This window comes from Mediterraneibacter catenae, from assembly GCF_008691045.1.
Classification (GTDB): Bacteria; Bacillota; Clostridia; order Lachnospirales; family Lachnospiraceae; genus Mediterraneibacter; species Mediterraneibacter ornithocaccae.
This window is the reverse complement of record NZ_VMSO01000023.1, coordinates 1-23,542: the sequence shown is the minus strand read 5'-3', so window position 1 is coordinate 23,542 and position 23,542 is coordinate 1. Positions and strand designations below refer to the sequence as shown.

General features: G+C 46.2%; 14 protein-coding genes and 2 pseudogenes. 11 read left to right on the top strand and 5 right to left on the bottom strand.

The features are described 5' to 3' along the window. Positions 1-134: 134 nt before the first annotated feature. On the top strand, positions 135-2,006 hold the full coding sequence (locus FNY66_RS13105; protein WP_150311438.1) for a DUF975 family protein: 1,872 nt from the start codon (positions 135-137) through the stop codon (positions 2,004-2,006). Between the two features lie 44 nt (positions 2,007-2,050). Here FNY66_RS13105 and treR read toward each other — a convergent pair whose 3' ends face one another. Then, the gene (treR, locus tag FNY66_RS13100; protein WP_087152484.1) at positions 2,051-2,776 is read right to left on the bottom strand and encodes a trehalose operon repressor; all 726 of its coding nucleotides are present in this window, start codon (positions 2,774-2,776) and stop codon (positions 2,051-2,053) included. Positions 2,777-3,065: 289 nt separating this feature from the next. Here treR and treP point away from each other — a divergent pair, with 289 nt between their 5' ends. Both treP and treC read left to right on the top strand, forming a co-directional pair. Beyond that, positions 3,066-5,066, top strand: a complete 2,001-nt coding sequence (gene treP, locus FNY66_RS13095; RefSeq protein ID WP_087152485.1) for a PTS system trehalose-specific EIIBC component — start codon at positions 3,066-3,068, stop codon at positions 5,064-5,066. A gap of 35 nt (positions 5,067-5,101) precedes the next feature. Further along, positions 5,102-6,769: an alpha,alpha-phosphotrehalase gene (gene treC / locus FNY66_RS13090; protein ID WP_150311437.1), complete on the top strand. Its 1,668-nt coding sequence runs from the start codon at positions 5,102-5,104 to the stop codon at positions 6,767-6,769. 683 nt (positions 6,770-7,452) lie between these two features. Here treC and FNY66_RS13085 read toward each other — a convergent pair. The 3 genes from FNY66_RS13085 to FNY66_RS13075 are packed head-to-tail and all read right to left on the bottom strand — an operon-like array spanning position 7,453 to position 11,400. After that, positions 7,453-8,382 carry a glycosyltransferase family 2 protein gene (locus FNY66_RS13085; protein ID WP_150311436.1) on the bottom strand — a complete coding sequence of 310 codons (930 nt, stop codon included), beginning with the start codon at positions 8,380-8,382 and terminating at the stop codon, positions 7,453-7,455. Next, positions 8,375-8,767, bottom strand: a complete 393-nt coding sequence (locus FNY66_RS13080) for a GtrA family protein (RefSeq protein ID WP_087152448.1) — start codon at positions 8,765-8,767, stop codon at positions 8,375-8,377. The genes FNY66_RS13085 and FNY66_RS13080 overlap by 8 nt, the downstream gene beginning before the upstream one ends. After that, complete coding sequence (locus tag FNY66_RS13075; protein WP_150311435.1) at positions 8,764-11,400, bottom strand: YfhO family protein; 2,637 nt, start codon at positions 11,398-11,400, stop codon at positions 8,764-8,766. The genes FNY66_RS13080 and FNY66_RS13075 overlap by 4 nt, the downstream gene beginning before the upstream one ends. Before the next feature lie 180 nt (positions 11,401-11,580). On the opposite strand from FNY66_RS13075, the gene FNY66_RS13070 reads away from it, so the two are divergent. The 5 genes from FNY66_RS13070 (at position 11,581) to FNY66_RS13050 (ending at position 20,559) form a co-directional block, all read left to right on the top strand. Next, positions 11,581-11,751 (top strand): PleD family two-component system response regulator, encoded by a 171-nt coding sequence (locus tag FNY66_RS13070; protein WP_150311434.1) that lies wholly within the window; start codon positions 11,581-11,583, stop codon positions 11,749-11,751. Next, a complete protein-coding gene (locus FNY66_RS13065) occupies positions 11,717-11,914 on the top strand; it encodes a sensor histidine kinase (RefSeq protein WP_150311433.1) in 198 nt (65 codons plus the stop codon). Before FNY66_RS13070 ends, FNY66_RS13065 begins: the two co-directional genes overlap by 35 nt. A gap of 937 nt (positions 11,915-12,851) precedes the next feature. After that, entirely contained in the window at positions 12,852-16,136 is a 3,285-nt protein-coding gene (locus FNY66_RS13060; RefSeq protein WP_229409525.1) for an ATP-binding protein, read from the top strand. Between the two features lie 165 nt (positions 16,137-16,301). Then, positions 16,302-18,227, top strand: coding sequence for a 1,4-alpha-glucan branching protein GlgB (glgB, locus tag FNY66_RS13055; protein WP_087152444.1), 1,926 nt, complete (start codon positions 16,302-16,304; stop codon positions 18,225-18,227). Between the two features lie 232 nt (positions 18,228-18,459). Beyond that, positions 18,460-20,559 carry a sodium-translocating pyrophosphatase gene (locus tag FNY66_RS13050; protein WP_087152443.1) on the top strand — a complete coding sequence of 700 codons (2,100 nt, stop codon included), beginning with the start codon at positions 18,460-18,462 and terminating at the stop codon, positions 20,557-20,559. Positions 20,560-20,717: 158 nt separating this feature from the next. Here FNY66_RS13050 and FNY66_RS13045 read toward each other — a convergent pair whose 3' ends face one another. After that, a complete protein-coding gene (locus FNY66_RS13045) occupies positions 20,718-21,089 on the bottom strand; it encodes a VOC family protein (RefSeq protein WP_150311431.1) in 372 nt (123 codons plus the stop codon). A gap of 367 nt (positions 21,090-21,456) precedes the next feature. On the opposite strand from FNY66_RS13045, the pseudogene FNY66_RS13040 reads away from it, so the two are divergent. The 3 genes and pseudogenes from FNY66_RS13040 to FNY66_RS13030 all read left to right on the top strand — a co-directional run bounded on the left by FNY66_RS13040 (position 21,457) and on the right by FNY66_RS13030 (position 22,881). After that, a pseudogene (locus tag FNY66_RS13040) lies at positions 21,457-21,662 on the top strand (type II toxin-antitoxin system Phd/YefM family antitoxin). 121 nt (positions 21,663-21,783) lie between these two features. Beyond that, a pseudogene (locus tag FNY66_RS13035) lies at positions 21,784-21,903 on the top strand (sporulation transcriptional regulator SpoIIID); the annotation flags it as partial. Between the two features lie 198 nt (positions 21,904-22,101). Next, positions 22,102-22,881, top strand: a complete 780-nt coding sequence (locus tag FNY66_RS13030; protein WP_150311430.1) for a DUF5688 family protein — start codon at positions 22,102-22,104, stop codon at positions 22,879-22,881. Positions 22,882-23,542 lie beyond the last annotated feature (661 nt).

The window sequence follows — 23,542 nt, the reverse complement described above, 5'->3', positions numbered from 1 at the left end:
TTCATCGGTTTATTCCTGACTGCATAGTCTGGCGAAAATCCGCTTGCCATTCCCCCTTCTTCTGCGTATACTGTACGTGGACTAACAAAGGGGGAAGCAGCGGATTTTTGAGTGTCCGCTGCGCACAAAAGACGATGAAGACAAGAAAACAGATGAAACGGCTTGGAAGGATGTCCCTGAAAAAGCACTATGTGATCTTTGTGGCCGCCTGCCTGATCGCAGCATTTCTGGCGTCGGAGTTCACCAGCTCTCTGAATTTTTCCACGGTACAGAATTATGAGACAACTTATGATCAGGTGCAAAGTGATCTGAATGGAGACAGCACCTATTCAATCAAGACCGGAGTGGACAGTATCGGCTGGGGAGACGTGATCCGGATCATAGTAGAGGACAACATGCAAGCCGGAAAGGAGATGTCGCAGGAGATACGGCAGAATGCCATCGAAGATTCCGAAAATGGAAATCCCATGTTCGGACGTACGCGGGGCGTACTGTCAAATATTGTAAATCAGGTAAGCTCAGGCTCGATCATCGTGACAGCGGCAGCAGCGATCGGATCAATCACGGGTTCGGATAATCTGGGGATTCTGATATTGATCATCATTGGAGCGCTGGGGCTGTTTATTTTCTGGTTCTTAATCCAGAATACATTTCCGGTAGTGATCAGGCGCGTATTTCTTGAGGGAATGATCTATGACAGAGTGACTACGCAGCGGTTTGTATTTCTTCTCCGTGTGAAGAAATGGCTGAAGGCTTCCTGGATCATGTTTGTAAAATATGTTTACTATTCATTGTGGTGTCTGACCCTTGTGGGAATCGTAGTCAAGCATTACTCCTACTTTCTCGTACCGTATATTGTGGCTGAGAACCCGGACATGACGGCGCGGGAGGCTATCACATTGTCCAGAAAGATGATGAAAGGACATAAGTGGCAGTGTTTTGTGTTTGAGCTTTCTTTCCTTGGGTGGGAAGTACTCGGAGCACTTACTTTGGGAATTTTTAACATTCTGTATACCAATCCGTATCAGGTGGCGTCCTTTACACGTTACTATGCGGAACTGAGAGCGGAGGCAATAGAGAAAGGCATTCCGGGATCGGAACTTCTGTATGACACTTACCTCTACGAGAAAGCAGAGTCCTATGTGATTGCGGCGAAATATCCGGATGTGATCAAAGTGATAGAGGAGCCGGAAGATACGGTAGAGAAACTGACCGGCTGGCGAGGCTTTCTGGCGCGTAATTTCGGAGTCCTCCTCCTGAGAAGAGAGCAGGAACGCGCATATGAGCGCCATCAGGCAGATTATGTAAGAGTTCATTCTATGATCGACGATGTACAGAGGGAGGCATATCCGGTGCGTCTGTATCCGATTCCGGAGGAAGAACGGCGGAAACTTGTACAGTCATTGAATTACATGCGCCATTACTCTATCTGGTCGTTGATCACGGTTTTCCTGAGTATGTCAGTGTTTGGATGGCTGTGGGAAGTGGGGATGCATCTTGTAGCTTATGGTGAATTTGTTAACCGCGGCGCTCTGCACGGCCCATGGCTTCCAATCTACGGGACAGGTGCTGTTCTGATCCTGACGGTATTGAACCGTTTTAGAAGAAATCCTGCGCTTGAGTTTGGGGCAACCATTGTGGTTTGCGGCTTTTTGGAGTATATGACGTCGCTTGTCATGGAAATCGCTACCGGCGGTACGAAATGGTGGGATTACAGTGGGTATTTCCTGAATCTGAACGGACGCATCTGTGCAGAAGGCCTGCTTGTGTTCGGTATCGGCGGCCTGGCGATCGTCTATGTGATTGCGCCGGTGATAGACGATCTTGTAAACAGGTTTAATGAAAGGAAAGTCATGGTTATCTGTACGGTGCTGATGGTCGCTTTCCTTGCAGATGCGGTGTATTCGCAGATCCATCCGAATACAGGAAAAGGAGTCACTGATATAGAAGAGGCGAGAGGGCCGGATCCAGCGCACCAAGTATCCGGAAAACAGATACAGGCATAAAATCAGATACAGCAGCAATTATAAAAAAGGGATGGCCGGAATGGTCATCCTTTTCGTCTTGTCGCCACATCCTGAAACCGGAAATAATCCGGCCGGTGGCGTGACTGTGTAAATTCGAACTGTACTCCGTCATCATTGAATGTCTGGCTGGTGATCACGGCCATGCAGTTATAGTCTTTCATATCAATATATTTCTCATCAATCTGTGTTACATGTTCCACAGTGAGTGTACGTTTGCTGGTTGTGATAGTCATACCCAGTTCCCCTTCGAGATAATCGTAAATGGAGTGACTGGCAATCTCCGGGGTCAGCCCCTTAACAAGCTCTTTCAAAAAATAATTGTGGTTGAGGATCAGGGGTTTCCCGTCCAGTGAGTGGAGACGCTGGAGATAATAGAGTTCTGTCCCCTTCTTAAATCCTGTCTTTTTCTCTATTTTTTCATCCGCGGTAATCTCAGCAAACTGAAGCACTTTTGTAAATGCCTGCTGATGGTTGCGGATGGCGGATTCCTTGAATGATTCAATACCGCCTACGGTAAACGAAGTCTGCTCAATGGGCTGGAAGATATTTCTCACCCCTTTGCCGTGCATGGGCTGGACATAGCCGTCGGCGGTAAGTTCTGCGAGCGCACGGCGTACGGTATTGCGGGAACAGTCATATTCTGTGATCAGAGCGTGTTCAGACGGCAGCAGTTCCTGATAAGTATAGTATTCCGTCTCAATTTTTTCTTTTAAGTCTCTGTAAATATAGTCGTATTTTGCTTTCGGCATAAACTCACTTCTCTCCTGCATGTCTTGTTCAAACATCTATTTGTTTAAACATCTTTATTATAGAAAGCTATATTCCCAAAATCAAGCTAAAAATCCATGCAGAACCTATTTCGGAAGAAGTACACAAATTTTTTTGCTCTGTTTTGTGAATAATGACAGAAAAGAAATATTTTTCAAAAATCAGTTGACTTGTTTAAACAAGAATGGTATATTCAAGATGTTCAAACAAGTTTGACTTGTAAAAATAAGGTTTCAGGTAAAACAAGTATGAAAGAGAGGAAGAGAAACGATGGGAAAGTATGATAATGACGTAAAACGTCTGCTTGAACTCGTCGGGGGCAAGGGAAATATCCAGGCTGTCTCCCACTGTATGACAAGGATGAGATTCGTCCTCATCGATCCGAAGAAAGCAGATGAGAAAGCGATCGAGGATCTGCCGAGTGTAAAGGGGACATTTACACAGGCAGGACAGTACCAGGTCATCATCGGAAATGACGTGTCTGTATTTTATAATGAATTTACGAAATATGCGGGCATCGAGGGTGTGAGCAAGGATGCCGTGAAAGCAGCGGCGAAGACGAATCAGAATATTGCTCAGAAGATCATGGGAACACTGGGCGAGATATTTGCACCTCTGATTCCGGCCCTGATCTGCGGAGGTCTTGTGCTCGGCTTCAGAAATGTGATCGGTGAGATCAACTTCTTTAACAACGGAACACAGAGTCTTGCAGATGTCTCCCAATTCTGGTCGGGAATGTACAATTTCCTCTGGCTGATCGGTGAAGCGGTATTCCACTTACTGCCGGTAGGTATCGTGTGGTCGATCACTAAGAAAATGGGAACGACTCAGATTCTTGGTATCATCCTTGGACTGACGCTTGTGTCTTCCCAGCTCCTGAACGGCTTCAGCGTATCGTCCACACCGGCGGATGAGATTCCGGTATGGGATTTCGGATTCTTCCAGGTTGAGATGATCGGTTATCAGGGGCAGGTCATCGCGGCGATGATGGCAGGTTTCGTCCTTGTATATCTGGAGAAGTTCTTTAAGAAGATATGCCCGGAAGTGATCAGTATGATCGTAGTTCCTTTCTGTTCCCTTGTTCCGGCGGTTATCATCGCTCATACAATCGTGGGACCGATCGGCTGGACCATCGGAAACGCTATCGGAGACGTAGTATACGCAGGACTTACATCTGACTTCAGATTCCTGTTTGCAGCAGTATTCGGCCTGTTATATGCACCGCTTGTTATGACCGGCCTGCACCATATGACAAATGCTATCGACTCACAGTTACTCAACACTCCGGCAAAGAGCACGATCCTCTGGCCGATGATCGCCCTTTCCAATATCGCGCAGGGCTCCAGTGTGCTTGCAATGAGCGTGCTCCAGAAGAAAAACGAGCGCGCGCAGCAGATCAATGTCCCGGCATGTATTTCCTGTTATCTGGGAGTTACAGAGCCTGCATTATTCGGTGTCAACCTGAAATATGTATTCCCGCTTGTATGCGGTATGATCGGTTCCTGCTGTGCGGCAATGATCTCCGTAGGATTCGGGATAGAGGCGCTGAGCATCGGCGTCGGCGGTCTTCCGGGAATCCTGTCCATTAAACCGGAGTACTGGGGACTTTTCCTCCTGGCTATGGCAGCCGCGATTGTGATCCCGTTTACCCTGACATTTATCGTGGGAAAGATCAAACTTTCAAAAGAAGACAGATTCGGCAAAGAAAATGCTGCTCCGGCAATTGAGTCAGCAGAAGGTACAGAATCCGCTGAAACAGCACAGGCAGCAGACAGCGCAGACTCTGCAGCAGTTTCCAGTACAGACGCAGCTGATGTAAAAGAACTGAAATCAATCCTTGACGGTAAGGTAATGCCCATCGAGGAGGCTCCGGACGATGTATTCTCACAGAAGATCATGGGCGACGGCGTTGCAATCGAACCGTCCAATACAGTTGTGACAGCTCCGGCTGACTGCGACGTTAGCGTTGTAATGGCTGATACAGGCCATGCGTGCGGCCTGACACTTCCCAACGGAGTGGAACTTCTGATCCATGTCGGCGTTGACACAGTCGATATGGGCGGAGACGGATTTAAGCTTCTTGTAAATGAGGGCGACCATGTGAAAGCAGGACAGAAACTTATCGAGTTCGATCCTGAGAAGATCAAAGCAGCAGGACATCCGTGCACGACAATGCTGATCGTGACCGCAGAGGGAAGCGCAGCTAATATCCGGATGCATTCCGGCATGGATGCAAAAGCAGGAGAGACAACTGTTATCTCTTGGGATTAATAATTAAAATAAGGAAGGACAGGGGATGTACAACTATGAAAGATTTCAGAAAAAGTACTGTATATCAGATTTATCCCAAATCATTCTGTGACACAAACAAAGACGGACTTGGCGATCTGCGCGGCGTTATAAGCAAAATTGATTATATAAAAGAACTCGGCGTTGATTACATCTGGCTTACTCCTTTTTTCGTATCCCCGCAGAATGACAACGGATATGATGTGGCGGATTATTATAACATTGACCCCGGATACGGAACGATGGAAGATGTGGAAGAGCTGATCGCAGAGGCAGATAAGAGGGGAATCGGCCTGATGTTCGATATGGTGTTTAATCACGTTTCAACAGAACATGAGTGGTTCCGGAAAGCTATGGCGGGGGATTCATATTATAAAGATTTCTTCATCTTCCGCAAAGGAAAGGACAACGGCGAACCTCCGACCAACTGGGAGAGCAAGTTCGGGGGAAACGCATGGGAATATGTAGAGAAATTTGACGAGTATTATCTGCATCTCTTCGACGTATCTCAGGCGGATCTGAACTGGGAAAATGAAAATGTCAGAAGAGAGATTCAGAAGATCTTAAAGTTCTGGATGGAGAAAGGTGTCAAAGGATTCCGCTTTGACGTGATCAACCTGATCAGTAAAGCCTGTTACGAGGACGACGATATTGGCGACGGCCGCAGATTCTATACCGACGGTCCGAAGATCCACCAGTATCTGAAAGAGATGCATGATACGACATTCGGGCAGGCTGACGGATTCGTGACTGTGGGCGAGATGTCCAGTACAACGATCGATAACTGCTACCAGTACGCGGGCCGTGACACTGGTGAACTGTCCATGGTCTTCAGCTTCCATCATCTGAAAGTAGATTTCATGGGAAATGAAAAATGGGTGCTTGTACCCGCAGACTTCCAAAAACTCAAAGACATCATTTTTGAGTGGCAAACAAAGATGGCAGAGCACAATGCATGGAATGCTGTATTCTGGTGCAATCATGATCAGCCCCGTGTCGTATCCCGTTTCGGCGATGAAGGCAGATACTGGAAAGAATCAGCCAAGATGCTCGGAACCATCATCCACTGCCTGCGCGGTACACCGTATGTATATCAGGGCGAAGAGCTGGGAATGACAAATACAGACTTTACGGACATCTCGCAGTTCAAGGATGTAGAAAGCCTCAATCACTACCAGATCCTTCAGGATAAAGGACTGTCCGCTTCCGATGCCCTGCGTATCATCCAGATCCATTCCCGTGACAACGGACGTACACCGATGCAGTGGGATGCTTCCCAATATGCCGGCTTCACATCAGAGGACAGCAAGAAGCCGTGGATTGCAGTGAACAGCAATCACGAAAAGATCAACGCGGCAGACCAGCTGAAAGATGAAGATTCCATCTTCCACTATTATCAGAAGCTGATCGCCCTCAGAAAAGACTCCGAAGAGTCCGATGTTATCGCTTACGGTGATGTGGAGCCTCTGGCCCAGAAAGATCCGTCCGTATTTGCGTACCGCAGGACCTATGAGGGACATGAGCTGATTGTGACGGCGAATTTCTACGAAAAAGAATATCAGTGGAAAGGCGCGCCGGATCTTAACGGATTCAGAAAAGTGCTGGGGAATTATGAAGAGACAGAGATTGCTGAGGATGGTACGATGAAATTGAAGCCGTATGAAGCAGCCGTATGGTATCGCTAAAATTCCGGATTTATCTGACTGAGAAAGAGTCCGCCGGGAGGTATGTATTGTTATCGCACACGTTTTCACTCGGTCGCGGCGTAGCGGTACATAAGAGCGCAAAAAACGCGCTCTAAGTGCCGACGCCGCTCCAACGGTGCGTACACAATACATACCTCCCGGCTGCTTTCTTTCCCATCCCGAAAATCGAATCTCAAACGAAGGAACAAAACCGGATCTTTTTCGACTAAGATTCCTTTTCTATCGATAAGCAGAAAAGATTCTGCAAATAAATGTTGAGCTATCAATCGTTACGATGAGGCTCCCATCTCTTCTGGTTTGTATGAGGATTTATCGAACTGGCTTATGGATGAGAAAGAGCAGAAAAGCAGGCAGATACAGCCGATCTGATGCACATTCCGCGGACAGAGGAAGATTGATTCCGGCGACTTTGGAAGAATATTAGAGGAACTTAAAAGCAGGACGATTGCGTTAATCGATCAAACGGAGGTGTCTGACCTTTGGGAGTTCTCCGTTTGATCGATTTGTATTTAGCACTCGTCCTGCTTTGCTAGTTCCTGTTATATTCTGTAACCGGAGCCGGAATCAATCTTCCTCCGTCCGTGGATACGTGAATTGTCTGTGCTGTATCAATCTGTTTTGTGCTGTTTTTCAATTATGAGCCTGTACGATAAATCCGGAATTTAAGTACTTGTAAATCCTCCTTTCTTTTTGACGATATAGATCGGCCGTTTCTTGCTCTCCATATAATCTTTCGATACGTACTGCCCCAGAATGGATATGAAGAACATCTGCACTCCGTTGAGCAGCAGGATCAGGCAGACGAGCAGAGGTATACCGGTCAGTCCGTTCCCGGATAGCAGAGCCCATATCCCGGTCACTATCGCGGCAAGGAACAGGAGGGCGCCGGCTGTCCCTGCCATGGTCACGGGTGCGGAGGAGAAGGACAGGATACCGTCTATAGCATACCGGAACAGGGAGGGGAGCGACCATTTAGTCTCACCGGCAGTCCGCTCGACATTGTGGAAGGGAATCCATTTTGTGTCAAAGCCGACGAAAGAAAAGATTCCTTTCATATATCGGTTGTATTCTTTCAGTTCGAGAATGGAATCAGCCATTGTCCGGTTCATCATGCGGAAATCCCCTTTTCCGTCTCCCATATCCAGTTTGCAGGTTTTGCGGATGATCTTATAAAATGTACGTGAGAGGATACTGCGAAGCTTATTTTCTCCGGTCCGGTCTTCTCTTAAACCTGCGCAGCAGTCGTAACCCTCTGTTTTCAGTACATGATACATTTCTTTTAAAAGCTGCGGCGGATGCTGCAGATCCGCGTCCATGAAGACACAGTAGTCGCCGGAGGCATTCTGGAGTCCGGCATACATGGCGGCTTCTTTCCCGAAGTTCCTGGAGAATGAAATATATCTGCACCTGCTGTCCGCGCAGGCGAAGCTCTCCAGGATATCGGAAGTGTGATCGCTGCTCCCGTCGTCTACAAAGATAAATTCACATACCGCCCCTTCGATACCGTTTACCGCATCGGAAGTGACCCGGTAAAATTCCGGCAGGGCCTTCTCTTCGTTATAACATGGCACTATGATACTGATCTTATCCATGAGTGACAGCCTCCTTTCTGAAAATTCCAAATTTGCATAATACATAATTCCCGACTACAGTGACTACGCTTACGATGAGCTTGGCCGGAAATGCAGCCGTGTCCATCCGGCTGATGAGCAGCCACAGAAGCATATTTTCCACAAGCAGAGTCAGGAAACGCAGTGCGGCGAAAGATGCAAGTTCACTGGCGATATGTTTCTTTGAGTGAAAGACCCATTGACGGTTCAGGGCGTATGCGGTGAGTACAGCGCCCGCCCATGCCGCGCTGTTGGCAGCAAGATAAGGGATGTGAAGCGCAAGTAAACCTGCATACAGGAGATAATTGACTCCCGTGGTCACACCTCCGCTGATGAGATAAGTAATTAGTTCCCGTTTCATTTTCATAGACAATTCCTCCCTATATTGCGTTTAGTCTGGAGCAGAAATGTATACAAGAGATATACGACATATCCGATTGATACAGCTGTGCTGACGGCACATCCGGCTGTTTTTCCCGGCGGGAAGAAGCAAAATTCTATCGTGTGTTCTCCCTTTTCCAGATAAGTTCCGGCAAAAGCCTGATTTACTCTCACAAGATCCGACGGTTTTCCGTCCACCAGTATCTCCAGTCCGTTCTGCATGGGAATGGAGGTGGCGAGGTATCCGTCGTTTTCCGCTGTTATGGTATATTTGGTATCCATGATGCCGGCAGAGCCGGAACCTGTGGAGTGGTCAGCGGTCAGCGGCGCATAGTTCTTTTCATTTAGAAGAGACTGATCGTACAGATACCACTGGATATCGTTCAGTCTGTAATGCCCCTTGGAAAATGTAATCTCCAGCCGGTCCACTCCTGTGGACGAATCCGCGGAAAACTGATAATGGAACTGATCATTCCCATTCGGATACGGGGCAAACATGCCGGACAGCTTGTTGCGGATATTGTTGATATCGATCACGACAGCCTGTGTAGTCAGGTTTTCGACTTTGAACTGACAGAGGACGATGCCGCCGGGCTGCGGATTCCCGATATCAAGGGTCAGCGTGAATTCTTTTTCTGCCCGGATCTCCCATCCACTGTCGGTCCGATTGATGTCAAGACCTTCAGGGAGATCAGTCTGAGACAGCTCCGGCGAGTAAGGGCGCATATTATTACCGACTGATCCTCCCGCAGCGCCGTTCTGAGAACTGCTCTGCGAACTGCCCGTTAAACTGTCTTGCGATCCTTCCCGCGAACTGTCCTCCACAACTGTCTTCCGGGTGATAATGTCCAGTTTCTGCATAGGATCAAGTATGTCAAACCATTCCTGAGATACAGTGTCATCCGTAAAGTAGACAGACGGCAGGACATCGGGATTCTCGACGATCACATTTTCACCGGATTTAAGAATCGGCTCGTATCCTGCAGGAATATGACCGGCAGTCGTCTCCAGATAACGTACACCGAGAAGATTGAGCATGAACGGATTATCCGAAGTCAGCAGTGCTACCCGGTTGTTGATCCTGACCGGTGTCATGAGGATGTCGTAATATAATTCGGAATATTCCCCGTTTGTGACAGAAGAATACATTGTGCTGCGGTGCAGGTGCGTATTTAACTCATTTCCGTCCACAAGAGGGCTTAACAGGCTGTCAAAGTGATAGAGCGGGTCAAACTGTACCTGATCCAGCTCATCGGCGGTATAGCCCGGCGATATCTCAGACTCTTTCACCCAGTCCTCTGTGCCTGCTGTCGTCAGATACATGCCCACCGGAGATATGAGCAGAAGCACGGCTGTCAGCCACCCCGATGCAGCAACAAATGAAGGACGGGCATATTTCTGTCTCAGCCTTATGGCAAGGCACAGACAGAAGAGGATCGCCAGCTCCAGTAAGATCCAGGGAAACTGTTCCTGACTAAACCAGAGCAGGCTCACCGGGAGCATAACGGCAAAGGGCCAGAGCGGAGGAAGCTGCATTCCGTATATCGGGGCCTGTTCAGGGTATCGGGAGTCTGGTTCCGGTACACGTACAGGGCCTGCTGTCTTTCTGCAAATTTCTGCATATCGTACACAGTGCAGGATGACAAGCGGCATAAACGGTATGAGGATCTTCGGTCGAGTGTACAACGTGCCGTTCAGTATATAAGAAAAGATCCCGAACATCCCGAACAGCAGGAAGAGAATGCTGTCCTGCCGGAAATTTTTTATTTTCAGTCCTGCCAGTATGGCATAAAAGCAGATCAGTGTAAGTCCCATTCCATATTCGTTGAACAGAATATTGTTAAATACCGGATTGGGCCCGAACAGTTCTAACAGCTTCAGAAGCCCTGCATTTGCGCCAAGCCGGCTGTGTTCCAGAAGTACAAGAGCCGTGGGAAGCAGGAGTGCTGCCGCCATTGCCGCGGCCAGGGCAGCCGAGGGGATATAACGTTTCAGAAATGATCCCCGCCAGAACCGTTTCCCTTCTGTCCTGTACCAGTACCATCCGACTGCGGCAAAAGCCGATATGGAAAAGTAAAAGCTCGACAGGCAGATGAGAAGCAGACAGAGCGGCAGCCATTTATAGCGCTGCTTTCTGATGCACAGAAAAGCCAGAAGCAGAAACGGCAGATAATTCACGAATATGATCTGTCTGTGCATATGGAAGAGGCAGCCGGCTGTCATAAAAAGCACGCTTCCGAGCCACGCCAGGAGCGGGGATATCCGCTCTGCCTTCAGCCAGATATATACGAGGAGTACTGAACAGAGGTAAACAGCCGTCATATATCCGATGATGATATCCACCATGGGAATCTGCTGCAGCAGGCATCCGATCAGGATATCCGGCCTTAAGAAACCGTAGTAGGCGAACTGATATCCGTTGGAGCCGCCGCCCAGACCGATCCATGACGGCAGCAGGGTGTGCTGTTCAAGGCAGGCATTTCGTATCGTTTCTGCCAGTGTGACATGCTGGCTGAGCCAGTCGGTATTTGATCCGTATACATATCCGTCCGGCATGACGGCTGTGATCAGTATGATAAAAAGTAAAATGAGGGAAACGGGGTAAAACCATTTCTTCATCGTTTACATTCCCCCTTTCAACAATGACAGATTAATACACCTTTCTTAAAAAACGCCGGAAGTGAATCTAAAGAATTCTTAAGAAACTCTTCAGAGAGGCTGAAATCATGTATAATCATACAAGACAATACCTGAGCCGATTTTTAGTTGTGTGGCGCAGTAAGGAGAGAGGGGACAGAGATGGAAGGATATTCTGAACAGACAGGAAATACAGCGCCCCGTGTGCTGATTGTGGACGATAATCCCGAGATCCGCGAGATTATCCGGATACTTCTCAGCGGAGAGGGATACGAACTGGAAGAGGCAAAAAACGGGAATGAAACGCTTGAAAAGGCAGGCGGATGCGTCTGAAACCGAGAGCAATCAGATCGGACTGCGCAGTGTCAGAAAGATGGTTGAGATGCATGGTGGAGAATTGTATACATTTGTAGAAACAAATGTATATACGGTCTGCATTGCATTTAATATGATCAATAAATATAGTGGTGAAGGTGGAGTTAAACAACAAGAATAAATGCTAATTATCAGAAAATTCATGCAAAATTAAATAGTATTAAATTTATTTAAAATAAATACAGAAAATGTGTTGACAAATGCGGGCGCGAGTGCTATTATAAAACCATCCAAAAGAGATAAATAAAACAACATCTCAAAAGGATATTTAACTAAGAGAACAAAATATAGATTGTTCGATTAGATTAAAAATACAGAGCACCAGGAGGTAAGTCCCATGGACAGCATAGTTTCAGTTAATTATCAATATGTCAGTGGTACGGCAAATGAAAGTTCCTGTGATGTAAGAGACCTTTGCTGGAGAGAAGATTAATAATCCGGAAATATTTACAATGAAAGAGAATGATCGGAGAGTACGGAAACCGGATGAAAATCAAATTTAGATTTAACATTTGCAGACGTATTGAATATAGATACCACATATAGCAGAATTTCGAAAGATGTGTAAAGAAACATTGAGTAGAATATTATTTTTATAGAAAAGAACATATGGTTATAGAAGTAATAATTAAGTAAGCTGTTAGAGTATCGGGAAAGATGTTGTTGCAGGTGAACAATTATAGGAATAATAACCTCGGCAGTTCTTTAAAAATATAAAATAGTACCGGAACCGGAACGAAAGTGAAAGAGATACGGATGCTGCTATGAACCTCAATTTGTTATTGAAGGAGGGAAGATTTAATAAGCAGGTCTTAATAAATCGACCGAAGATCGAATAACAGATGGCAGAGGTCTCACAGGAACATAATCTACATATTTCCTCCGATTTATATATAAAGATGGTAAAATTAAATAAATTATAAAATGCATCGTCGATGTCAATCGAGGATGCATTTTTTTGACATAATGCACCTCATATGATAAACTATTGAAAGAATATTGCCTTTCGGTAAAGAGTTACAGATCGATAAAAGAATATTTTCGATGAGGTGAATGCAGTGGATAAGTATGAATATAAGTTAAAGACAGACCAGATGCTCGAACTTATGGAAGACGGCTCATACAGGAAAGCAGCGGAGATCGCGGACAGCATTGACTGGAAGAGAGTCCGGAATGCAGCCATGCTGACAAATGTCAGTGATATTTATGAAAAGAATAAGGAGTATGACAAAAGCTATAATGTACTGAATCTTGCATATCAGCGCGCCGAAGGAAGCCGGAAGATTATCAGCAAACTGTGCACATTGGCTCTGAAAACCGGAAATATAGATGAGGCGATCGACTATTATGATGATTTTATGCAGATTGCCCCGAAAGATCCGAATCAGTATATTTTGAGATATCAGATTTTGCGTGCCAAAGGCGAACCGATCGAGCAGCAGATCGAAGCTCTGGAGGAGTATAAAAAATCAGAGTATATTGAAGAGTGGGCGTATGAACTGGCGAAGTTATACCAGGAAGCTGGCATGACAGCAGAATGTCTCGAGGAATGTGATGACCTGATCCTCTGGTTCAGTGAAGGACAGTATGTTTATAAAGCAATGGAGCTGAAGATGCAGTATAAGCCGTTGACGCCTTCACAGCAGGAAAAGTATGATAAGAGATTTTCAAAGGGGTCTGCAGAGACCGAAGAGATGCCTGATATAGCAGCCTATGCAGGACAGGCGGAGGAAGCTGAGCCGGAAGATGCTGATATGGATCAGGAAACAGCATCAGATGAAAAAACAGACCAGGAAGCAGAGCCGGAAAGCTCCGGCACGGAAGAAGAATCGCGGACTCCGGACAGTACAGAAAAAAGTACGGACGTCGCTGAGGATACCCAGGATAAGGAAATCAGTTCTACTGACATAGCGGCAGGCGGCAGGAGTCCAGAAAAGAAATCGAAAATAGGAAATACTATGCCGCTGGACGAGGCACTCCGTCAGCTGCTCCGCCCGAAAAACACAGATGATGCGGAGTCAGAGATAAATGAGGAAGCAGAGCCGGTTCTCGATGATCTCGAGCAGGCTATTGATGAAATCGAGGCCGTTGCTGATGCAGATATGGTAAAACAGATTACAGAGAAGAAAAAGAAGCGGGCGGCATCGTCTGCAGGAGAGATGACAGAAATCATACCGGATGATGATGATCAGATCGACGGACAGATGAATCTGGAAGACATCCTGAATGACTGGGAAGGGAAACCGGAAAGCATTGAGGAAGAGGCAGAATCGGATGTATTATTAGAGCTCGACGAGGGAGAGGATCTGTTTGAGCCGGAGAATGCTGATTTATTGGAAGCAGATGAAGAGGCGGAAACAGAGGACGGCGAAATGTTAGTAGAAGAGGCACCGTCAGAGCCGGAAGAGATCGAAGCGTTCGAAGAAGAGGAATATCTCGAGGCAGAAGAGGCAGATGATCTTTCTGAGATGGAAGGGGAGGACATTGCAGAGGGGGCCTATGAAGGCGGAGACGAAGAACTGTCCGAAGCAGACAGTGAGCCGGAGCTGACGGAAGAGATGCCTGAAGCAGAAGAAGCCGAGCCGGATATGATAACAGAAGAAGGGACAGATATAGATATGACAGCAGGGGAAAGAACAGGGGAGACTATGGAAGAGCAAAAGACCAGAAAAACGGAACCGATCCTTCCGCCGGACATTCAGAGAATGATCGATGAGATTGAGGGTGTGATTCCGCCGCAGGAAGAAATTGAGAAAACGCCGGTTAAGAGAACTTTGAAGAGAAAAGAAGAGCCGCGCGAAAATATGGGAAAAGTGGCAGATTCACTCCGTATAGATAATGAAGATTTTAACGATGAAGATTATCTCGACGATGAGCTCGACGAGACGGGAAGAGAAAAGTATTTTGCTGAAGATGCAGAAGAATACTTTGACGAAGAAGCGGAGGAGTTTGCAGACGAAGAAGAATACTTCGATGAAGACGCGGAGGAGTTTGCAGACGAGGAAGAGTACTTCGATGAAGACGCGGAAGAGTTCGCAGACGAGGAAGAGTACTTCGATGAAGACGCGGAGGAGTTTGCAGACGAGGAAGAGTACTTCGATGAAGACGCGGAAGAGTTCGCAGACGAGGAAGAGTACTTCGATGAAGACGCGGAGGAGTTTGCAGACGAAGAAGAGTACTTCGATGAAGATGCAGAAGACTTTGTAGATGAAGAGGAGCCGGCGGACGAGGAAGAATACTTCGAGGAAGATGAAGAAGACTTTCTGGATAAAGACGGGTACTTTGATAGTGAAGACTATGTAGAAGACGCGATAGATTTCCATGAAGAGTTCAGGGTTAATCCGGAGCATTCCGACATGCCGGACGACAGAGAGATTCCGGATGACGACGATGACAATATGGATATCCTTTCTTCAACGAAACCGCTGAGTCGGAAAGAGACTGCAAAGATGATCGCTACCGGAAAGACAGCGCCGCTTCCGCTGGATGAAATATCGGATGCACTGTCGATGACTGATACAGGCTTTATCGTACATGGCCGTTACGACCTTGAGCTTCAGAGCGGAATCGGAACAAGAGCCGGACTTACAGAAGAGCAGAAGAAATTATTCTCCTACTTTGTGCCGGTACGCGGTATGAGCGAGCAGCTTGTGGATGTACTTGAGCAGGATAAGAACTGTACAAACAGACGGGGAACTTCCAGAACTGGAAACCTGCTGATCGTAGGAAATAAAGGAAACGGTAAAACTGTACTTGCGGTGGATGTTGTTAAGGCGATCCAGAAGCAGAGAAATATCCGCCAGGGCAAAGTGGCGATCGTGACAGGTGATTCACTGAACAAGAAGAAGATAGGAGATATTTTTGATAAACTTTACGGTGGCGCACTTATCATTGAAAAAGCGGGCAAGATGAATGAGAAGACGGTAGCCAGATTAAATAAGGCGATGGAAAAAGATACCGGAGAGCTTCTGATTGTTCTGGAGGAACAGAGGAAACCGATCGACAGACTTTTATCCTCGAACCGTGAATTTAGAAGAAAATTTACCTCGCGCCTGGAAGTGCCGATTTTTATCAACGATGAACTTGTGACGTTCGGGCAGACATACGCTCAGGAAAATGGATACAGAGTTGACGAGATGGGAATTCTGGCTCTGTACAGTAAGATTGATTCACTTCAGAGAGAGGATCATGCGGTTACCGTGGCAGAGGTTAAAGAAATTATGGATGAAGCAATCCAGCATTCACAGAAAGCATCAGCGAAGAAACTTGTGAAGCGTGTATTCGGAAAGAATACGGATGATTCAGACAGAATTCTGTTATCTGAAAAAGATTTTAATGTTTAAAAGAAAATCTCCTGTGGGGGGAAATACGGGCAGGCGGCTTAACAGTCGCCTGCCTTTTCCTTTGAACTATTTTTCTGTTTCTGCCCGGCTTAGCTCTTTCTTTTTCTGACACTATCAAGTATAATATATGTATTATTATAAAAAATGAGCGATGAGGTGGCTTTTATGAAAAAGGGAAAAAGCACAAAGAAGAAACTGGAGCCGTTTGAGATCGGAGAGCTGGATCAGTATCTGTTCGGTCAGGGCAACCATTATGAGATTTATGAGAAGATGGGTGCACATAAGGTGGTCTACAAAGGCAAGGAAGGTGTCTATTTCGCAGTATGGGCGCCGAATGCGCGCCGTGTTGCTGTTGTAGGCGACTTTAACGGCTGGGACTTTGAAGCAAATTATATGGAACGTCAGGAACCGGTAGGCATTTATACATGCTTTGTACCGGGAGTAAAAGAAGGAGATTTGTACAAGTTCTGTATCGAAACGCAGCAGGGGAAACGTATTTTCAAAGCGGATCCGTTTGCCAATTATGCAGAACTGCGGCCGGGAACGGCTTCCAGAGTGACAGATATTTCCCATTTGAAATGGACAGACAGTGCATGGATGACACGACGGGAGACATGGGATCACAAGAAAAATCCGATGTCAATCTATGAAGTCCATCTGGGCTCCTGGATGAGGCATCCGGGCAGAGATGACGAAGGATTCTATACTTACAGAGAATTTGCCGATGCGATCATAAAATATGTAAAAGATATGGGATATACCCATGTGGAACTGATGGGGATGGCAGAGCATCCGTTTGACGGTTCATGGGGGTATCAGGTGACCGGATACTATGCACCAACGTCAAGATATGGAACTCCTGAAGATTTCGCATATATGATCAATGAACTTCACAGAAATAATATCGGTGTTATCCTTGACTGGGTACCGGCACATTTCCCGAGGGATGCTCACGGACTTGCTGATTTTGACGGGACACCGACCTTTGAGTATGCAGATCCCCGGAAAGGTGAACATCCGGACTGGGGGACGAAAATCTTTGATTACGGCAAGCCGGAAGTAAAGAATTTCCTGATTGCCAATGCATTGTTCTGGATCGAGCATTATCATGTAGACGGGCTTCGTGTAGACGCGGTTGCTTCCATGCTGTACCTGGATTACGGCAAACAGGACGGGCAGTGGGTGGCAAACAAATACGGCGGGAATGAGAATCTGGAGGCGATAGAATTCTTCAAACATCTGAATTCTGTCGTGCTCGGAAGAAACAAAGGTGCTGTCATGATCGCTGAGGAATCCACTGCATGGCCCAAAGTGACAGGAGCACCGGAGGACGACGGACTCGGATTCAGTCTGAAATGGAATATGGGATGGATGCATGACTTTACCGAATATATGAAGCTGGATCCGTATTTCAGAAAAAATGCCCATCATATGATGACATTTGCAAGTTCATATGCTTACAGCGAGAATTATATCCTTGTACTGTCGCATGATGAGGTCGTGCATTTAAAATGCTCCATGCTTAATAAAATGCCCGGCCTGGGATTTGATAAATATGCGAATTTGAAGGTCGCTTATGCATTTATGACAGGGCATCCGGGTAAGAAACTTCTCTTTATGGGGCAGGAGTTCGCACAGCTTCGTGAGTGGAGCGAGGAGAGAGAACTAGACTGGTTCCTGCTGGCAGAGCCGGAGCACCAGGCAATCCAGAACTGGTACAGAGATTTGCTTCACTTGTATAGAAAGAACAAAGCACTGTATGAGATGGATTCTGATCCTGCGGGATTCGAATGGATCAACGCAGATGATATTTTCCGAAGCATTTACAGCTTTGAGAGACATTCAAAAGACAATAAGAAGAATCTGCTGTTTGTATGCAACTTTACTCCGATGGAACGTCCGGATTATCGTGTAGGAGTTACACGAAGAAAACAGCTGAAACTTGTGCTTAACAGCGACGAGAAGAAATACGGCGGATCGGGAGTTGAGAGACCGAAAATCTATAAGCCTGTAAAACAGGAGTGCGATGGACAGAAATATTCCATTGCATATCCGTTGCCGGCATACGGAGTTGCGGTGTTTGAGTTCTGATATTTGATATGACGGTGATTCTCTGCCGCTGTGACCTGCGCAGAGATATAGAGTGAAGAAACTAAAAAGGGCAAAGCCATGACCGATATATCTGTAAGAAGATTGGTCATGGCTTTTAAAATTGCATAAAAATAATTATTAAATCGAAAAAATATTCATAAAAATATATAAAAAAATATAGATAGATGCTATAATAAACCACGTACACACCAAAATGGAAGGAGAGATTTTAATGGACAATCAATTGGCACTACTGACACTATGCGGCTCCATTATCGCGCTTTTGTTTGTGGCAAGCAGAGCGCAGAAGGTACTTCGTTTTCCAGAGGGAAACGATACCATGAAAAAGATTTCCGCATCCATCCATAAGGGGGCTATGGCTTACCTGCGGCGTCAGTATAAGATCCTTATCGGATTCTTTGCGATCATGTTCGTGATACTTTTTGTGATGGCAGCACTGGGGCTTCTGACATGGTTTGTTCCTTTTGCATTTGTGACCGGCGGATTCTTCTCGGGGCTGTCCGGATTTATCGGAATGCAGATAGCTACAAGGGCAAATGCAAGGACTGCGGCAGCATGTCAAAAGAGTCTGAACAAAGGCTTGAACGTAGCGTTTTCTGCGGGTTCTGTCATGGGATTTACGGTAGTCGGACTGGGACTTCTGGATATATCAATCTGGTATCTTCTGTTGAAGCTTGTGTTTAAACTTTCAATTGAAGATATTACGAGCACAATGCTTACTTTCGGTATGGGAGCGTCTTCAATGGCACTGTTTGCCCGTGTCGGCGGAGGTATTTACACGAAAGCGGCAGATGTAGGAGCTGACCTTGTAGGAAAGGTAGAGGCGGGGATTCCGGAGGATGATCCGAGAAATCCTGCTGTTATCGCTGATAATGTAGGCGATAACGTGGGAGATGTAGCCGGAATGGGAGCGGATCTCTATGAATCCTATGTGGGATCGATTTTGTCAGCATGTGCCCTTGGGGTTATCGCATTTAATAAGATAGAGTCAGTGGACCGGGTAAATGCAGTCGTGATCCCGATGGTACTGGCAGCAGTCGGCGTACTGGCTTCTATTATCGGTTCCCTCCTTGTAAAAACCGGAGAAAGTACGGATCAGAGCACACTTCTGAAAGCGCTGAGACGCGGAACGAATACAAGTGCAATCATTATCGCGGTCGTTGCGTTCCCGCTTGTATGGTTTATCCTTGGTAAAGATTTTATCGGATTCTACTTTGCGATCCTCGGCGGCCTGCTGGCCGGTGTACTGATTGGATTCTTTACCGAGTATTTTACATCGGATACATATAAACCAACGCAGAAACTGGCAGGTAAATCTGAGACCGGTTCTGCTACGATCATTATCGGAGGCTTGAGCCTCGGAATGCTTTCCACAGCAGTTCCGATCATCATTATTGCGGTATGTGTTATGGCTGCATATGCACTGTCAGGCGGATTTATCGAGTCTACAAGAGGACTCTACGGAATCGCTCTTGCGGCAGTCGGCATGCTGTCTACACTTGGTATTACACTGGCAACCGATGCATACGGACCAATCGCTGACAATGCAGGTGGTATCGCTGAGATGGCAGGTCTGGATGCAGAGGTCAGGAGACGTACGGATGCATTGGATTCTCTTGGAAATACAACAGCTGCTACAGGAAAGGGATTCGCAATCGGTTCCGCAGCCCTTACAGCTCTGGCTCTGATCGCTTCCTATGTGGAGAAAGTACAGGAAGTGGGCGGTGCGGATATCGCGCTCGATATGAGTGTTATGAACCCGACAGTTCTTGTGGGTATCTTCATCGGAGCATGTCTGCCGTTCGTATTTGCAGCGCTTACAATGGACTCTGTCGGACGTGCGGCACAGAGTATCGTTGTTGAAGTACGCCGCCAGTTCAAAGAGATCAAAGGTCTGATGGAAGGCAAAGCAGATGCAGATTATGAGACATGCGTTGATATATGTACAAAAGCATCACTCCACGAGATGATCCTGCCGACACTTCTGGCGATCATCACCCCTGTTGTGACAGGACTGATCCTCGGATACAATGGCGTGATCGGACTGCTCACAGGAGCAACTGCGACTGGATTCCTCATGGCAATCTTCATGGCGAACTCAGGCGGTGCATGGGACAACGCGAAGAAATATATCGAGGGAGGAAACCACGGCGGCAAGGGAAGTGAATGCCATAAAGCGGCTGTTGTCGGCGATACAGTCGGCGACCCGTTCAAAGATACATCGGGACCGTCTATCAATATCCTGATTAAGCTGCTGTCGATGGTATCGATCGTGTTTGCGGCACTGGTTGTAAATTATCATATCTTCTAAAGTGATAAGTATCAGTCGTGAATCAGATAAAAGCAGCAGGAAGAAAGAAAAGAGTTCGTAAATGATTAAAACCGGAGGCGCAGATGAGTATGCTGCGGCCTCCGGTTTTAATAGTTTATAGGTTAGCTGAAGAGTTCGAAAAATCTCAAGAGATAATATTAATTTTTCGCAGGTACGATCTCAAGCCAGTAACCGTCAGGATCTGAGATGAAGTAGATTCCCATCTTCGGATTCTCAAAACATATGCATCCCATTTCCTTATGCTTTGCATATGCAGCGTCGAAATCATCCACTTCAAATGCAAGATGGATCTCGTTGTCGCCGAGATTGTAGGGGCGGTCCATGTCCCGGAGCCAGGTGAGCTCAAGCAGATGAGGTGTGGTGCCGTCACCTAAGTATACAAGCGTGAAGCTCCCGTCGTCGGCGTCTTTTGTGCGCGTTACGGTAAGGCCGAGCGCTTCTTTGTAAAATTCAAGTGATTTGTCAAGGTCATAGACATTCAGGTTGTTGTGTGCGAATGTGAAATTCATGTGATGGTCTCCTTATTGTTTTAAATATATATAATACTAGCAAAAGAAACGGAGGTTTTCAATGGAAAAGACGAGCCGATGCCGGATGAGTGATCAGACAGAGGATGATATGTGCTCCTCGAAAACTTCCAGATAAGGCTTATATGTGAAGACAGCAATAATAGCTGTTTTACACCCAATAACATTATTTGCGTGAGAAAGATGGGAATTTAAGAAAAATATGGTGATATTCGGCAATAGGAGATGAAAAACTTGCGGGTATGATAAAATTAAGATAATAAAAAGAAAAATCTATGCACAGAAAGTGAGCACTATGATACAGATTAGACCTGTTTCAGATTTGAGAAATTAATTTCCTGAGATTGAAATGCTTGTCAATGAGGGGCAACCGGTATATTTATCAAAAACGGATATGGAGCAATGGTTGTATTGAGTCTGGAGAAATATGCAAGTCTTGTAGACAATGTGGAGATGAAACTGGATGAGGCGGACGAAATAGCGGAAAACACGGAAGAAAGATTAAGCCATGATGACGTATTCCGAAGTGTGAAGAGTGTGATTCATGGCAAATAAAAAACACAGTCTTCGTTACTTACCCTTGTTTGAGCGGTATTTGTAAAAGACTCCGGTAAGTGGGCATGACTTCCTTTTTCCCTGCATACATTGTAAAAACGATGTTTGCAGGGGGATTTTTTTGAAAGATTATATTGAGGAAAGAGCCGTGGAGATTGCGAATTATATTATAGAGAACAATGCGACGGTGAGGCAGACAGCGAAACAGTTTCGGATCAGTAAGAGTACGGTACATAAGGATGATGGTGTCATAATAAGAACAGTCAGATGAGATGCCGGGAAAGCGTTGATTTTGGCGGGTTTCACGGCTGTCAGCTCTTGGCAGGGAGCTGACAGTACAATAGAATAAGATTTTACATAGAGCGTTTATGTGTTCTCACAGGAGAATGGATGGACGCTCTATTTTTTTGCTCAAAATCAGATTCGAAGGAGGAACAGTATGGAATTCAATGAATTCAGAGAAAAGGTGAAAGAAGCTCTGCCGGACTTTCTCACTGATAATCTCAGAAACGCTGAAATCAAAGATACTGCCGTGAATAAGCTGCAGGGCGAATCATATTCTGGAATCTCTGTTACACCGGAAGGAAGCCGTGTAGGAGTAAGCATCAATCTGGAAGACGCCTTTCTGGATTATCAGACGGGAAGCCAGTTTACTGCTGTAATGAACGGACTGGCAGATAACATTGTAGGAACACTGGGAGAACAGGAACAGTTTAATCTGGGATTTCTTGAAGATTACAGAGCGGTGAAAGATATGCTCACGGTAGAAGTGGTTGGAAAAGACAAGAATGCCGAGATTCTTCAATCGGTACCGCATCAGGAATTGGAAGATCTCGCTGCAGTCTACCGTATTGCTCTCGGTGAGACGGAGAATGGAAATGCAACTGTTCTTATCACAAATAAGATATTGAGGAATTATGGAATTACACAGGATCAGCTTCATCAGGATGCACTTGATGCAGCGCAGCACACGATGAAATACAGCATCAGGAGTATGGATGAAGTGCTTAGGGAAATGGCGCAGAGTATGGGAATCGAACAGAATCAGCCTGTCATGTTTTCCAGTCCTTTGTATGTGGGAACAACAGATAGAGATACGTTTGGGGCGGGAGTACTGGCAGTGCCGTCCTTCTTTGAAGATGCCACTGAGAAACTAGACGGGAACTTTTACGTGCTTCCTTCATCTGTGCATGAAAGTGCGACCCGTTTCGCCGCATAAATTAACAAAGGGCGAGGGTTGCAATTAGTTTATCTAGTTGTGACAACAACTTATTTTCCGAGAGGTGGAATGACAGGGTAACGCCTTGAAACGCCTCCTTTGATACTCCGAATAGCGTCTCACAGTTGCACATCGTGAGAGGTTATAAGCTCGGTGAAGTCGGCTGAGAGCCACCCTAACGCGTAATGGCGAGGAACTGCGAACCAGAGGTGGTCGAGTGGATGATAGGCCGGAAGTCTATAAAATACCTATGGCGAGAATGTTACCTATACAGGGGCAACTGGCGAACTCTTGAAGGAAAGGGTCTAAAGAATGGCAATGTAGAAATGCATTGATGACGTGACGTCAGGTAAGTGTGGGTGAGTAAGACATTCGTTATGAAAATCCATGTAGTGTTACAGGCACTACCAAGCTTACAGGCTCAAAGAGAGCGCCTAAGGGTATATGTACAGATAGGAAAATAGGAACGGGGAAAGCTGACAACGATTAGGAAGTGCAATTCCAATGAGGCGGTCTGTGGTAACACAGTTTATGTCAGTGAGAGTAGGGGCAATGTACCTGCGAAGCGGTGATAATAAGCCGTGGAGGGATAGCCCCAAGTCAGATTAATTCATTAAAACTTAATAATGGTAAGAATGTTTTGGGTTCGAGTATGACTAAG

Bases quoted from the DNA above. Each gene is read 5' to 3' on its own strand.
- FNY66_RS13105 (WP_150311438.1), top strand. From the start codon at position 135: ATGAAGACAAGAAAACAGATGAAACGGCTTGGAAGGATGTCCCTGAAA.
- treR (WP_087152484.1), bottom strand. From the start codon at position 2,776: ATGCCGAAAGCAAAATACGACTATATTTACAGAGACTTAAAAGAAAAA.
- treP (WP_087152485.1), top strand. From the start codon at position 3,066: ATGGGAAAGTATGATAATGACGTAAAACGTCTGCTTGAACTCGTCGGG.
- treC (WP_150311437.1), top strand. From the start codon at position 5,102: ATGAAAGATTTCAGAAAAAGTACTGTATATCAGATTTATCCCAAATCA.
- FNY66_RS13085 (WP_150311436.1), bottom strand. From the start codon at position 8,382: ATGGATAAGATCAGTATCATAGTGCCATGTTATAACGAAGAGAAGGCC.
- FNY66_RS13080 (WP_087152448.1), bottom strand. From the start codon at position 8,767: ATGAAAATGAAACGGGAACTAATTACTTATCTCATCAGCGGAGGTGTG.
- FNY66_RS13075 (WP_150311435.1), bottom strand. From the start codon at position 11,400: ATGAAGAAATGGTTTTACCCCGTTTCCCTCATTTTACTTTTTATCATA.
- FNY66_RS13070 (WP_150311434.1), top strand. From the start codon at position 11,581: ATGGAAGGATATTCTGAACAGACAGGAAATACAGCGCCCCGTGTGCTG.
- FNY66_RS13065 (WP_150311433.1), top strand. From the start codon at position 11,717: ATGAAACGCTTGAAAAGGCAGGCGGATGCGTCTGAAACCGAGAGCAAT.
- glgB (WP_087152444.1), top strand. From the start codon at position 16,302: ATGAAAAAGGGAAAAAGCACAAAGAAGAAACTGGAGCCGTTTGAGATC.
- FNY66_RS13050 (WP_087152443.1), top strand. From the start codon at position 18,460: ATGGACAATCAATTGGCACTACTGACACTATGCGGCTCCATTATCGCG.
- FNY66_RS13045 (WP_150311431.1), bottom strand. From the start codon at position 21,089: ATGAATTTCACATTCGCACACAACAACCTGAATGTCTATGACCTTGAC.
- FNY66_RS13030 (WP_150311430.1), top strand. From the start codon at position 22,102: ATGGAATTCAATGAATTCAGAGAAAAGGTGAAAGAAGCTCTGCCGGAC.